15 protein-coding genes are annotated in these 13,460 nt (G+C 64.4%); 8 read left to right on the forward strand and 7 right to left on the reverse strand.

Annotated features, from left to right (window positions below; translation table 11 throughout):
• Positions 1-17: 17 nt before the first annotated feature.
• From SZ64_RS14675 to ppk2, 4 genes are all read left to right on the forward strand, one after another.
• A complete protein-coding gene (locus tag SZ64_RS14675) occupies positions 18-1,820 on the forward strand; it encodes an ABC transporter transmembrane domain-containing protein (RefSeq protein ID WP_054531509.1) in 1,803 nt (600 codons plus the stop codon).
• Positions 1,821-1,995: 175 nt separating this feature from the next.
• The gene (locus SZ64_RS14680) at positions 1,996-4,170 is read left to right on the forward strand and encodes a M13 family metallopeptidase (protein WP_054531510.1); all 2,175 of its coding nucleotides are present in this window, start codon (positions 1,996-1,998) and stop codon (positions 4,168-4,170) included.
• A gap of 240 nt (positions 4,171-4,410) precedes the next feature.
• Entirely contained in the window at positions 4,411-5,223 is an 813-nt protein-coding gene (locus tag SZ64_RS14685; protein WP_054531511.1) for an undecaprenyl-diphosphate phosphatase, read from the forward strand.
• A 49-nt stretch (positions 5,224-5,272) separates the two neighbouring features.
• Positions 5,273-6,055 carry a polyphosphate kinase 2 gene (gene ppk2, locus SZ64_RS14690; RefSeq protein WP_054531512.1) on the forward strand — a complete coding sequence of 261 codons (783 nt, stop codon included), beginning with the start codon at positions 5,273-5,275 and terminating at the stop codon, positions 6,053-6,055.
• A gap of 30 nt (positions 6,056-6,085) precedes the next feature.
• Here the strand turns inward: ppk2 and SZ64_RS14695 are convergent, their stop codons facing one another.
• From SZ64_RS14695 to SZ64_RS14705, 3 genes are all read right to left on the reverse strand, one after another.
• Positions 6,086-6,943, reverse strand: a complete 858-nt coding sequence (locus tag SZ64_RS14695; protein WP_054531513.1) for a MaoC family dehydratase N-terminal domain-containing protein — start codon at positions 6,941-6,943, stop codon at positions 6,086-6,088.
• A 13-nt stretch (positions 6,944-6,956) separates the two neighbouring features.
• A complete protein-coding gene (locus SZ64_RS14700; protein WP_156313652.1) occupies positions 6,957-7,187 on the reverse strand; it encodes a hypothetical protein in 231 nt (76 codons plus the stop codon).
• A gap of 102 nt (positions 7,188-7,289) precedes the next feature.
• The gene (locus SZ64_RS14705; RefSeq protein WP_054531515.1) at positions 7,290-7,586 is read right to left on the reverse strand and encodes a hypothetical protein; all 297 of its coding nucleotides are present in this window, start codon (positions 7,584-7,586) and stop codon (positions 7,290-7,292) included.
• A gap of 176 nt (positions 7,587-7,762) precedes the next feature.
• Between SZ64_RS14705 and SZ64_RS14710 the strand changes: the two genes are divergently transcribed.
• Genes SZ64_RS14710 through SZ64_RS14725 form a run of 4 tightly spaced genes read left to right on the forward strand, consistent with a single transcriptional unit; the run spans position 7,763 to position 10,210 of the window.
• A complete protein-coding gene (locus SZ64_RS14710; RefSeq protein ID WP_054531516.1) occupies positions 7,763-8,665 on the forward strand; it encodes an SPFH domain-containing protein in 903 nt (300 codons plus the stop codon).
• Positions 8,666-8,673: 8 nt separating this feature from the next.
• Complete coding sequence (locus SZ64_RS14715; RefSeq protein WP_054531517.1) at positions 8,674-8,877, forward strand: hypothetical protein; 204 nt, start codon at positions 8,674-8,676, stop codon at positions 8,875-8,877.
• A 5-nt stretch (positions 8,878-8,882) separates the two neighbouring features.
• The gene (locus SZ64_RS14720) at positions 8,883-9,209 is read left to right on the forward strand and encodes a hypothetical protein (RefSeq protein ID WP_054531518.1); all 327 of its coding nucleotides are present in this window, start codon (positions 8,883-8,885) and stop codon (positions 9,207-9,209) included.
• 47 nt (positions 9,210-9,256) lie between these two features.
• Complete coding sequence (locus SZ64_RS14725; RefSeq protein WP_054531519.1) at positions 9,257-10,210, forward strand: right-handed parallel beta-helix repeat-containing protein; 954 nt, start codon at positions 9,257-9,259, stop codon at positions 10,208-10,210.
• A 98-nt stretch (positions 10,211-10,308) separates the two neighbouring features.
• Here the strand turns inward: SZ64_RS14725 and ribA are convergent, their stop codons facing one another.
• From ribA to rpmG, 4 genes are all read right to left on the reverse strand, one after another.
• Positions 10,309-11,334 carry a GTP cyclohydrolase II gene (gene ribA, locus SZ64_RS14730; protein ID WP_054531520.1) on the reverse strand — a complete coding sequence of 342 codons (1,026 nt, stop codon included), beginning with the start codon at positions 11,332-11,334 and terminating at the stop codon, positions 10,309-10,311.
• A 35-nt stretch (positions 11,335-11,369) separates the two neighbouring features.
• Positions 11,370-12,164 (reverse strand): exodeoxyribonuclease III, encoded by a 795-nt coding sequence (locus SZ64_RS14735; RefSeq protein WP_054531521.1) that lies wholly within the window; start codon positions 12,162-12,164, stop codon positions 11,370-11,372.
• A gap of 335 nt (positions 12,165-12,499) precedes the next feature.
• Positions 12,500-13,171, reverse strand: coding sequence for an outer membrane lipoprotein carrier protein LolA (locus tag SZ64_RS14740; RefSeq protein ID WP_054531522.1), 672 nt, complete (start codon positions 13,169-13,171; stop codon positions 12,500-12,502).
• A 63-nt stretch (positions 13,172-13,234) separates the two neighbouring features.
• A complete protein-coding gene (gene rpmG / locus SZ64_RS14745; RefSeq protein WP_054531523.1) occupies positions 13,235-13,402 on the reverse strand; it encodes a 50S ribosomal protein L33 in 168 nt (55 codons plus the stop codon).
• Positions 13,403-13,460: the final 58 nt, after the last annotated feature.

Genomic DNA, 13,460 nt, shown 5'->3' on the forward strand with positions numbered 1-13,460 from the left:
TGGGCTAGGCGCGCGCCATGGCACGCGCACCGCAGAACCGGCCCGATGTAGAACCCGCCAAGTCGCTCGGCCCGCTGGGCATGATCTGGCAGGCGGCTATGCGCTATCCGGGGCAGGTGGCACTCTCGCTGCTGGCCCTGACGGTGACGGCAGCGGCCACTCTGGCGATCCCCATGGGTTTCAGGCAAGTGATCGATCAGGGCTTTGCCCAGGGTGGTGATCCGGCCGGTATCGCGCGCTGGTTCCGCTATTTGTACCTTCTCGTATTTGTGCTGGCCATCGGCACAGGCTGCCGGTTCTATTTCGTCAGCTGGCTGGGCGAGCGGGTGGTCGCCGATATTCGCAAGGCGGTTCAATCCAATCTGTTGCGCCTGTCGCCCGGTTTCTTCGAAGAGAACAGCCCCAAGGAAATCTCTTCGCGCATGACGGCGGATACGTCCCAGATCGAACTGGTGGTGGGTACCACCGTGTCGGTCGCCCTGCGCAATCTCATCACCGTGATCGGCGGTATCGTAGTCTTACTGTTTCTTGCGCCGCAGCTCACCTTAATGCTCGTGATCGTGGTTCCGGTAGTGGTCCTGCCCATCGTCTGGTTCGGCCGCCGTCTGCGCAAGATTTCGCGCGAAAGTCAGGACCGGGTGGCCGATGTCGGCGCCATGACCACCGAAGTGCTGGGCGCGATGAAGATCGTGCAGGGCTTCAATCAGGAAGGCCGCGAGGCCGGGCGCTTCGCGGCGATCGTGGAGTTGACGTTCGACACGGCTCGCCGACGGATCCTGCTGCGCTCCTTGATGACCGCCATCATCATCCTGTTCATCTTCGGATCGATCACCGCCCTGATGTGGCGCGGCGCAATGCAGGTGGCCGAAGGCGCGCTTAGCGGCGGCACTATCGCCGCCTTCGTGCTCACCGGTGCGCTGGTGGCAGGGGCCTTCGGTTCGCTGACCGAAGTCTATGGCGATCTGCTGCGCGGTGCCGGGGCGGCCAGCCGCCTCAACGAACTGCTCAAGGAAAAGCCCGCCATCGCCCCGCCCGCGCGCCCGTTGGAACTGCCGGTTCCGCCGCGCGGCAGCCTTGCGTTTCAGGGCGTGACCTTCCGCTATCCCACACGGCCCGAAGTGGCGGCGGTGCAGGATTTCGACCTGACCATCGAGCCGGGCGAGACAGTGGCGATTGTCGGCCCGTCCGGCGCGGGCAAATCCAGCCTGTTCCAGCTGGCAGAGCGTTTCTACGATCCGCAGGCCGGCACTATCCGGCTGGACGGTGTGCCGCTGACCAGCGTGGACCCAGCCGAAGTGCGCCGCCGCATGGCGCTGGTGCCGCAGGAAGGCACTCTGTTTGCCGCCAATGCGCGCGACAATCTGCGTTACGGCGCGTGGGACGCCAGCGACGAGGCGATCTGGGAAGCGGCCCGTGCGGCCAATGCCGAGGAATTCCTCACGGCTCTGCCGCAGGGCCTGGACACATATCTGGGCGAAGGCGGCGCGCGCCTTTCGGGCGGCCAGCGCCAGCGCGTGGCGATTGCCCGCGCCCTGCTGCGCGATGCGCCGATCCTGCTGCTGGACGAAGCGACCAGCGCGCTCGACGCGGAAAGCGAACGGCTGGTGCAGCAGGCGCTCGAGCGGCTGATGGAGCATCGCACCACGCTGGTCATCGCCCACCGCCTCGCCACTGTGCGCGCGGCGGACCGGATCGTGGTGATGGATGGCGGCCGGATCGTGGAACAGGGCACCCATTCCGAACTGACGGCGGCTGGCGGCCTCTACGCACGCCTTGCCTCGCTCCAGTTCGACGATGTGGCTTTTGCCCCCGCGAAATAGGGCGCGCATTCGGCCCCGGCAGGGCTTGCATTCCGTCGCCTTTTTCGACCAAGTAACAAATGCAACCGATTAACGACGGCCTTTCGCCGTCCGACATCGCTATGGCATTGCCCATGTCCCCCTGACGGAGTCAGGTGCGCCCCCGCGCCTGGCCCGCTTGATCGAAGGCTGATTGATGATCCGATCCCTGATCCTGGCCGGCGCCTCTGCCGCCGCGCTTGCAATTTCCGCCCCTGCCCTTGCTGCTCCGGCCGCCAATGCTCCCGCGCTCGAAACGCTCGAGCATGAATTCGACGCGGCCCCTGCCGCGGAAGGCGCCGCCGCCCCGGAAATGAGCTTCGGCACATGGGGTTTCGATCCGGCCACGCTCGACCCCGCGGTGAAGCCGGGCGACGATTTCTTCGCTTACGTCAACGGCAAGTGGGTGCGCGATAATCCGATCCCGCCGGAATATACCCGCTATGGCGCTTTCAACTATCTCGACGAAAAGTCGAAGGGCGACGTGAAGACGCTGATCGACGAACTGGTTTCCAAGAAGCAGCAGCCCGGATCGGGCGAACAGCGCATCGTCGATGCCTATAATGCCTATCTCGATACGGCGGCGATCGACGCCAAGGGCCTCGCCCCGGCCTATCCCTATCTCACTCGCATCTTCCAGGCGAAGGATCTGGCCGAACTGAACCAGCTCTTCGCCGTGCCCGGCATTCCGGGGCTGGTCGGCGCGGGTATCACTGTCGATGACAAGGATCCGGACGCCTATATCCCCGCCATGGGCTTTTCAGGCATGGGCCTGCCCGATCGCGACATGTATCTGGTGGACAGCGAGAAGAACCGCGAGATCCAGGCCAAGTACAAGGATTACCTCGGCTGGATGCTCGGCAAGGCCGGCTATGCCGATCCGAAGCCGGCGGCCGAAGCGGTCTATGCCTTCGAACACAAGGTGGCCGAACTCGAATGGGCACGCACCGCCCTGCGCAACAGCGATCTGACCTATCACAAGCTGAGCCGCGCGGAGCTGGAAGCACTGGCGCCCGGCTATCCGCTGGCGACGCTGCTTGATGCCTCGGGCCTCGGCAAGGCCGACTATTTCCTCGCCGCGCAGATTCCGCCGACGAAGGAAAAGGCAGAGGAACTGGGGCTGACCACCGATCAGCTTGCCGAAATCGGCGGCGGCCTGCCCGCGATGATGAAGCTGCTGGGCGAAACTCCGCTGCCCACGCTCAAGGCCTATATGGCCGTGCGCTTCCTCTCCGCCCATGCCGATGTGCTGCCCAGCGAGATCGATCAGGCCAATTTCGATTTCTACGGCAAGGTGCTCAACGGCGCGCAGGAACAGCGCCCGCGCTGGAAGCGCGCGATCGAAGCCACGGAAGCCCAGTTGGGCGAAGTGCTGGGCAAGGCCTATGCCGCGCGGTATTTCCCGGCGGACAGCAAGGCATCGATGCAGGAACTGGTCGCCAATCTGCGCAAGGCGCTGGGCCAGAGCCTGGAAGAAAACAGCTGGATGAGCGCCGAAACCAAGGTGCAGGCAGAGGCCAAGCTGGCCAGCTTCTTCCCCAAGATCGGCTATCCCGACAAGTTCGAGACCTATGAAGGGCTGACCATCAGCCCCACCGATCCGCTGGGCAACGAAATCGCCGCGGGCGATTGGCAGTGGAAGAAGGACCTCTCCCGCCTCGGCACCCCGCCGGACCGGGCCGAATGGTTCATGCTGCCGCAGACGGTGAACGCCTATTACAACCCCTCTTTCAACGAAATCGTGTTCCCGGCCGCGATCCTGCAGCAGCCTTTCTTCGGGCCGAGCGCGGACATGGCGGTGAACTATGGCGCCATCGGCGGGGTGATCGGCCATGAAATGGGCCATGGCTTTGACGATCAGGGTTCGAAATACGATGCCAAGGGCCGTCTGGAAGACTGGTGGACCGATGCGGACCGAAAGGCCTTTGACGCCAAGGGCGACAAGCTGGCCGGTCAGTATGACAAGTTCTGTCCGCTGGACGAAGGCAAGACCTGTGTGAACGGCCGCCTGACGCTGGGCGAGAACATCGGCGATCTTTCGGGCCTCAGCCTTGCCTATCGCGCCTACAAGATGGCGCTGGGCGGCAAGGAGGATAAGGTGATCGACGGCTTGACCGGCGATCAGCGCTTCTTCCTGTCCTGGGCGCAGGCGTGGCGTTCCTCGATCCGGCCCGAGCGGCTGCGCCAGCAGATGCTGACCGATCCGCACTCCCCGGCGGAGTTCCGCGTCAACGGGCCGCTGCCCAATGTGGATGCGTGGTACAAGGCGTTCGACGTGAAGCCGGGCGACAAGCTGTATCTGCCGCCGGAAGAACGCGTCCATATCTGGTGATCGGGCATATCTGGTAATCGGGCTGTTCGTCATTGCGAGGGCCAATTGGCCCGAAGCAATCCAGGGCACCACGCGTTGGGCCCTGGATTGCCGCGCGACCTGCGGTCGCTCGCAATGACGATTGGGGCTGATGGCGATGCCAGATGACGACGGCAGATGGCGATGAAAATGCGTGAAGAATGGCGTGGCTGGCCGCAGTCCTCTTGACTTGGCCCGGCCAGCCGCCATCACCGCCAACCTATGGACCTTACCCTTACCGCGATCCTCCTCGGCATAGTCGAGGGCCTGACCGAATTCGTGCCGGTATCCTCTACCGGGCACCTGATCCTCGCCACGGAGCTGTTCGGTTATGACGCGCACCAATGGGCGATGTTCAATGTCGTGATCCAGCTCGGCGCCATCCTCGCGGTGGTGGTGCAATACTGGCCGACTTTCTGGAGCGCCGGGATCGGCATGTTGCGGATGGAGCGCGGCAGCCTGCTGTTCGTGCGCAATATCCTCGCCGCCTTCCTGCCGTCTGCCGTGCTCGGCCTGCTCCTGAAGGATTATATCGATGTGCTGCTGGGCAGCCCGTCGGTGGTTGCATGGGCACTGATCCTTGGCGGCATTGCGATCCTTGCGATCGAAAAGAACGCCCATCCCGGCCCGGAACAGGGCGTGGCGGCCCTGCCGCTGAAGCAGGCGCTGGGCGTGGGCTTTGCGCAATGCCTGGCCATGGTGCCCGGCGTCAGCCGGTCCGGCGCCACGATCATGGGGGCACTCGCCATGGGCATTGGCCGCAAGACGGCGGCGGAACTGTCGTTCTTCCTGGCCGTGCCGACCATGATCGGCGCCTCAACGCTGGAACTGGCCGGCGGGCATGAGGAAATCGCCAGTGGCGTGGCAACGGTGGGCTGGGGCGAAATCGCCATCGGCTTCGTGGTCAGCTTCGTGGTCGCGCTGATCGTGATCCGGGCCTTCATTGCCTATGTCAGCCGCCACGGCTTCTCTCCCTTCGGATGGTATCGCATCCTGCTGGGCGGGGCGGCCGTCGCCTGGCTCGCCTTGCGCTGAGCGTCGGGGCGGGGCTACAACACCCGCCTCTGGGGGGAGCGCGCGGATCATGGGCAAGCTCAAGGGCAAGAAATACGAAGAACTGCTGGAGCCGCTGCAGATCGGCCTGATCTCCATGGCGCAATGGGCCAAGGTCACCGGTGCGCGGGTGCTGGTGCTGTTCGAAGGGCGCGACGCGGCAGGCAAAAGCGGCGTCATCAATGCCATCACCGCCCCGCTCAATCCGCGCCAGTGCCGCACCGTAGCCCTCGCCAAGCCGAGCGAGCGCGAGGCCGGGCAATGGTATTTCCAGCGCTATATCGAACATCTGCCCAGTGCCGGGGAAATCGTGCTGTTCGACCGCAGCTGGTATAACCGCGCGGGCGTCGAGAAGGTCATGGGCTATGCCAGCGACGAGCAGGTGGATACCTTCCTCGCGCAGGTGCCGGTGTTCGAGAAGCAGCTGGTGGACGATGGTCTGCTGCTGTTCAAATACTGGCTCACCACCGATCAGGCCGAACAGGAACAGCGGCTGGCGGAACGCTATGACGATCCGCTCAAGCGCTGGAAGCTCTCGCCCGTGGATATGGCGGCGCGGGAACGGTATATTGCCTATACCGTCGCGCGCGAGGCGATGCTGAAGGCCAGCCACAAGGAATATGCGCCCTGGACGCTGGTCGATTTCAACGACCAGAAACGCGGCAGGCTGACGGTGATCAACAATCTGCTCGCCCGGCTGCCGGACGTTTCCGTCCCCGCGCCGGACTTCGCCTTCGATCCGCTCGATTACGAACCGGCAGAGGAATATTACAGCGTGGTCAAGCCGATCCCGTCCTTCGACATCGAGGACTGAAATCGGCGCCTGTCTGCCTGCAATCAGGCGTCAGGAATGACAGGCTGCATCCACTTTCATCACCTGTCGCCCATCGGCAGCGAAAGCGCCCAGTTCCAGTGCGTCACGCGGGCCACGAAGCGCCAGCACCAGTTCCTCATCCGCGACGGCCGGGCTTAGTCCCCTGAACGAGAAGCGCGCCAGCCGGTTTTCTCCGCAGGCCCGCGCGGCAAGGCGCAGCAGCAGAGTGGCGGTCAGCGGGCCGTGGACCACAGGGCCGCGATAATTCTCAACCTCGCGCACGTAATCGGCATCGTAATGGATGCGGTGCGTGTTGAAGGTCAGTGCGGAATAACGGAACAGCAGCGGCAGGTTCGGCACGAAGCGTTCCACGGCATCCCATTCGCTGTCATTGAAGCGCGTATCGCCAAGTGGCGGCGGCGCGGGCGGGGTGCCGGGCGGCGGGGCGTCGCGATAGACCAGCGTCTGCTTTTCGCTCACCGCCGGGGCATTGTCCGACCGTGTTTCATGCGCCAGCGTCACGAAGGTCAGCTTGCCGCTGCTGCCCTCTTTCTCCTCGATGGATTCGATGCGGCTGATCCGCTCGATCCGGGCGCCGATCTGGATGGGGTTGTGGAAGGTCAGCGAACTGCCCGCCCACATGCGCCGCGGCGCCGCGACCGGGCGCAGGAAGCTGCCGGGCGATCCGTCCGCCGCGGGGTGGCCATCCGGCCCCAGTCGCGCAGTCGGCGTTTCGGGCACGCACAGGCACCAGTGAATGCCCTGCGGCATCGGGCCTTCCCCGCGCGGCGTGAGGTCGAGCGTGGCCAGCCAGCGATGGGCCAGCGGCACGCCCATCCGGTCGGTCTGGCGTTCCTCGCGGCCGATCCAGTCTTGTGCGTCGGTCATCTGCCGGTCCTGCCTATTGCTCGCCAGTGGCCTGCGGGCCGGGAGTGTCGCCATCCGCGGGCGAGGCAGAAGGTTCCGCCAGTGCTTCGGGGGGAAGGCGGCGCTGCTCGATCATCTCGGCGGCTTCGTCCAGCGCGCGGGCTTCCGCCACGGTAACGCCGCCGGGGCCGGGATCGGTATCGTTGGGTCCGCAGGCTGCCAGCAGCAGGGCCGGTGCGATCGGCAGGAAAGCTAGTGAGCGCATGGGGCGATCATAATGCATTGCGGCCAAAGAAAAAGCGGGCGCGAACCCTTAGATTCGCACCCGCCAGATTCCATTCCGGCTCAGGGCCGGAAGCCATGCGCCTCAGTTGGCGTTGTCAGCCTCGGCGGCGGCGGCCTCGACATCGGCAACCGCTGCAGCGGCTTCATCGCTGGCGGCGTTCGCAGCAGTGGTCGCATCGGCGGCCGGTTCTGCATCCTCGGTCGCGCTGGCATCGGCCGTGGGCAGGGCGCCCGCGTCTTCAGGCCCGCTCATCGCTTCGTCCGCGCTCACTTCGACATCGTCTGCCATCGCATCGGTGGAGGCGTCGTCGGAGCTGCCGCAGCCGGCCAGCGTCAGGGCGACGGCCGATGCCAAGGCGATGTGTGCAATCTTCTTCATGGGAATCCCTCTTCCAATCCAGGAATGGCGGGAGGCGAAAACAGGCGCTCCCTGTCGGCAAACCTAGTCACGGCGGCCAGTGATGCAAACCCCCTTTGCCCCCAGCCGATTTCGTTTGACCGCGTTCCGAGTGAAAAATATGATATCATAATTATATCATTCAGGGGAGATTCGCCATGTCGGATTCCAACCGGGCGATGACTGTCAGCCGGGAAATGCCGGCCAATACGTTCAACGGATATGCCTTCCTGCTGGCCTTGCTGGTGCCCGTCGCCATCGTCGTGTGGCGCATCGCGGCCTTCAACAATGGCGGCGGCGCATGGTGGGGCGGAATCCTGCTGGTGCTGGCGATCCTGGCCTTCATCCTCACTCTGGCAGGTTTCTACATGATCCAGCCCAACCAGGCCTATGTCATCACCCAGTTCGGCGCCTATCGCGGGACGGACCGGACGCAGGGCCTGCGCTGGGTGTGGTTCTGGCAGGGACGGCGCAAGATCAATGTGCGCGCGCATAACGTTCATTCGGAACGGGTGAAGATCAACGATTTGCGCGGCAATCCCATCGAAGTGGCGTGCAACGTGGTGTGGCGCGTGCAGGATACGGCGCAGGCCAGTTTCGACGTGGACGATTACCGCGAATTCGTGAACATCCAGATCGAGGCGGGGCTGCGCACCGTGGGCGCGCGCCATCCCTATGACGACATGAGCGATGACGACAAGACGACCCTGCGCGGCAGCGCGGACGTGATCAGTTCCGAATTGCAGGCCGAATTGAATGACCGGCTGAAGGTGGCGGGCATCATCGTGGATGAGGCGGGGCTTACTCACCTTGCCTATGCCCCCGAAATCGCCGGGGCGATGCTGCGGCGCCAGCAGGCAGAGGCTGTGATCGCCGCGCGCACCAAGCTGGTGATGGGCGCGGTCGGCATGGTGGAAGATGCGCTGACCAAGCTGGCCGAGGATGGCGTGGTTGACCTTGATGACGAGCGCAAGGCCGCCATGGTCTCCAACCTCATGGTGGTGCTGTGCGGCGACCGCGAGGCGCAGCCGGTGGTGAACACGGGCACGCTCTACCAGTGATCTGAACCATGGCCGGCCCTGCAAAGAAAGCCTTCGCCCTCAGGCTCGATCCCGCGCTTTACGCCGCGCTGGAACGCATGGCCGCGCAGGATCTGCGCTCGGTCAATGCCGAGGTGGAAGTGCTGCTGCGCGAGGCACTGGCCCGGCGCGGAGTGAAGGTTCCGGTGGGCGATGCACCGCGCCGGGGCCGACCGCCCAAAGAGACGGAGTAAACCCGATGCTGCACAAGTTCTTCGAACCGGGCGATTGGTTCGCCCCCAAGAAATACGGTTATGGCGCGGGTATGCCCATCGCCTGGCAGGGCTGGGTAGTGCTGGCGGCTTACCTGCTGGTGGTATTCGGCGCCGCTCTGGCGATGCCGGTCCACGATCCGAACGGGATTCTCGCCACATCCGGGGTCATTCTCTTCGCCACGGCGATCCTGCTGTTCATTGCCCGCAAGCGCACGCGGGGCGGGTGGAAATGGCGTTCCGGCAAGGATGATGACGATGCACCCAAGGGCGGCAGTCGGGGTGGACGCCAGCGCCCGAAGGGTCAGCGCTGAAACGCGGTTAGCCGCTCCTTAACCGCGCAAATGCTAGGGCCACCGCCATGGAGACCCGTTTTCGCCTATCGCTCGCCCTTGGTGTCGCCGCGCTTGCCGTGGCCACCGGCCCGGCCATTCTCGCCCAGAGCGGCAGCGCGCCCTATCAGGTGGTTGAGACCGGGCGCAGCTATGCCAAATTGCAGCAGGCGGTCGATGCGATCGGCGGGGGCAAGGGATCGATTTCTATCGCTCCCGGCCTCCATGCCGATTGCGCGGTTCAGACGGCGGGGAGCATTTCCTACATTGCGGCAGAGCCGGGCAAGGCCGTGCTGGATGGCGTGACCTGTGAAGGCAAGGCGGCGCTGGTGCTGCGCGGCCGGAATGCAACCATCACCGGCCTCGTCTTCCAGAACCTGCGCGTGCCCGATGGCAATGGCGCTGGCATTCGGCTGGAACAGGGCAACCTCACCATCGCGCAGAGCTGGTTCCGCGACAGCCAGCAGGGTATCCTGACGGGCGAGGCGCAGAACGGGCGCATCGTGATCGACAAGTCTACCTTTACCCGGCTGGGCACTTGCGAGGGCGCGGGCGGCTGTGCCCATTCGATCTATATCGGCGATTACGGCCAGCTGCGCGTTACTCGCAGTCGCTTCGAACAGGGGCGCGGCGGCCATTATGTGAAATCGCGCGCGGCACAGGTGCAGATCGCTTCGTGCAGCTTTGACGATACGGGTGGGCGCGGCACCAATTACATGATCGATCTGCCGGCGGGCGCGACGGGCCAGATCACCAATAACTGGTTCGTACAGGGGACTGACAAGGAAAACCGCTCTGCCCTGATCGCAGTCGGTGCGGAAGATTTGCGGCATACGGCTGACGGTTTGCAGATCGCCGGTAACGACGCCCGTCTTGCTCCGCGTGCCCAGCCGACGGTGTTCGTGGCAGACTGGACGGGGCACCGCATCGCCATCGGCCAGAACAAACTCGGGCCGGGCCTGACGCGTTACGAGCGGCGGTGATACGCATCATCTGTCACCGCGGACCCGTTCCGGGGTCCAGCTTCAATTGAAAAGAAAAAGCGGGATCCCGGAACAAGTCCGGGATGACCAAGGCTTGCCTAAACCAGCAGATGCCCCGCCCCGTCGCGCTTGGTGTCGAGATAGCGCTGGTTATGCGGATTGGCGGGCAGTTGGTGGGGCACGCGTTCGATCACGTTCACTCCGGCTGCTGAGAGCGCTGCGACCTTTTCCGGATTATTCGTCATCAGCCGCACAGCGGGTACGCCCAGCAGGTCCAGCATCCGGGCCGCCGTGGCGAAATCACGGGCCTCTTCCGGGAAGCCCAGCCTGCGGTTCGCTTCCAGCGTATCGAAGCCCTGATCCTGCAGGCGATAGGCACGCAGCTTGTTGACCAGGCCGATGCCGCGCCCTTCCTGCCTCAGATAAAGCAGCACGCCCCAGCCGCCGTCGCGCGCCTCGTGCGCCATTGCGTGGAGCGCGGCGTCCAGCTGCGGCCCGCAGTCGCATTTCAGGCTGCCCAGAATGTCGCCGGTCAGGCATTCGGAATGGAGCCGCACCAGCGGCGGGCGATCCGCATTCTGCTGCCCGATGACCAGCGCGACATGTTCGCGCAGATCGTCGGCACTCCGGAAGGCGACGATTTCCGCATCCTCGCTCGCCGAGACAGGCAGGCGTGCTCTGGTGGCAATGACAAGGCGCTGCGCATCCGCCAGCGCGGCGACATCAGCAGGGGAAACCTTCTGGGCTTCCCCGGCGTTCACCGGGTCCACTAGAAAGGCCGGGAGGATGCCCGCAATCCTCGCCAGCTCCAGCGCCGCAACGGCGGCCTCACGCCAGTCCAGATGCTCGGCAAGGAACGGGCCCTTCATCGGGGCCGACAGGTCGAGCGAAGGGTCTGCAATCGGCAGGGCGGCGGCAAGGTCGAACGGTTCAGCACCGCGCATCAGCACCGGGGCATGCGGTTCGGCCGCTTCGCGCTGATTGGCGAGCTTGAGCGTTGCCGCGCGCGCGGCGGAGATCAGCATCTGGCACGACGAGGCACCCGGCGCGATGGCAGTTTCCACCGGCAGCAGGATGGGGCCGCCCTCCAGTGCCAGCGGCCAGCCATGGCGCAACGCGTCCACGGCCTGAGCCGCCCGGCGCGATGGCGAGGGATCGCTCAGAGCGCGAACTCCGTGATCAGCGGCACATGGTCGCTCGGCTTTTCCCAGTCGCGCGCTGCTTCCAGCACGGAATGGGCGACAGCCTGCTTCGCCAGCTCGGGCGATGCCCACATATGGTCCAGACGGCGACCGCGATCATTGGCCTTCCAATCCGGCGAGCGATAGCTCCACCAGCTGTAATAGCGTTCAGGGGCCTTGATCAGCTCCCGCCCGATATCCACCCAGCCATGCGCGTCCTTGAAGCGCTGGAGGGTTTCGACCTCGATCGGGGTGTGGCTGACCACCTTGAGCAATTGCTTGTGGTTCCACACATCGCATTCGAGCGGGGCGACATTGAAATCGCCCACGATCAGGGTCGGCCGGTCCACCGTGTCGGCCCAGCGGGTCATCCGCTCGAAGAAATCGAGTTTCTGGCCGAACTTGGGATTGATCGTGCGGTCCGGTTCGTCGCCGCCCGCGGGAATGTAGACGTTCTCGAGGATCATGCCCTGGCCCGGGCCGAGCAGCTCCACGCCAACATGGCGGGCCTCGCCATTATCCTGCCAGTCGTGCCGCGAAAATTCGCGCAAGGGGATGCGGCTAACGGTGGCGACGCCGTGATAGCCCTTCTGCCCGTGAATCGCGCGGTGGGTATATCCCAGCGCATCGAATGCCTTGTGCGGGAAGCTTTCCTCGATCGTCTTGATTTCCTGCAGGCAGAGCACGTCGGGCGCCTCTTCCTGAAGAAAGCGTTCGACGATCGGCATGCGCAGGCGCACCGAATTGATGTTCCAGGAAGCGATCTTGACCATGGCCGGGGGAGATAGGGGGGATGGAACGGGGCGGCAAGGGTGAGGGTGTTACATCTGGTGCGTCCCCGGCGGACCAACGCATGCCATGCGCGGGCTGGCTGCATGACCGCCGGAAAGCAAAAAAGAACCCCCGTCCCGGGGGCATTGGGACGGGGGTTCCGTTTGAGCGTTCGTCACGCTGTACAAGGCAGCTTGCTTGGCGGAGGTCAGGGCAACAGGGGGGAAACCCTCCTCGCGCCGCCTTGTGAGTTTGTTTTAGGCCCCGCCAGCTTGCTGCCTCCTGAACAGGTGAGAGCAGTTCATCGCAGGCCAGTTTCGGCTTGCTGTCAGGCCGTTTAGCCCGGGCGACGAGTCGTTACGCGCGGGTCACGCCACTTGAACGTCGAGTCGGGAAGAGCGACTCCGTAGCGGTGGTCGGACAGGCGCACGGTGGTGCGCTGATTCTGCGAATCGAGGGCCACCCAGCTCACCAGTTCCATCCCGCCCGGCGCGCCTGCCTTCTTCATGAAGATCAGGGTGATCACGCCATATTCCGGCTTGTTCGGATCCTTCACCTCGACACTGATGACATCGGGGCTGGAAGTGGGCTGGACCTTGCCGAACTGCGCCACGTCGCGCTTCGGGTCCAGCAGGGCGCCCAGCGGGGAATTCTTGATCGGCCAGCGCTGCACCTGCGCCACATCGTAATCGATCATGGTCAGCGAACTGCCATTGCCGACGATCAGCAGGTTCACGCCCTTTTCGTATTCGAAACGGATCTTGCCCGGCTGCTTCAGGCTGAGCACGCCCTTCACCCGCTGGCCATTGCGGTCCGTCTGGGTGAAATTTGCCCGCAGCGTGGAAATCGCACGCAGCGCGGCAACCGCCTGATCCAGCCGCGCATCGGTTGCGGCGGCGGCGGGCGCAGGCATGGTGGGGGCGAGTGCCAGCGAAGGCACGACGAGCGCCAGCGCACCGGCAATAACCGGGCGGATGGCGCTCTTCGAAAATGCAGAGATCGTGTTCATGCCCCGCCTGTTAGCACGAAGCCTTGAACTGTGCGTGAATTCCGGACCGGGCCGGAATTCAGCTTACTTGATCTTGGCTTCCTTGAACTCGACGTGCTTGCGAGCAACCGGATCGTACTTGCGGAAGCTGAACTTTTCGGTCGTGTTGCGCGGGTTCTTCTTGGTCACATAGAAGAAACCGGTGTCGGCGGTGGAGACCAGCCGGATCTTGACGGTTGCGGGCTTCGCCATGGCTCTATCCTAAATCTATCTGATGGCCACAGCGGGCCAAAACAACAAAGCGGCGCCC

It is taken from the genome of Erythrobacter sp. SG61-1L, assembly GCF_001305965.1.
Taxonomy (GTDB): Bacteria; Pseudomonadota; Alphaproteobacteria; order Sphingomonadales; family Sphingomonadaceae; genus Andeanibacterium.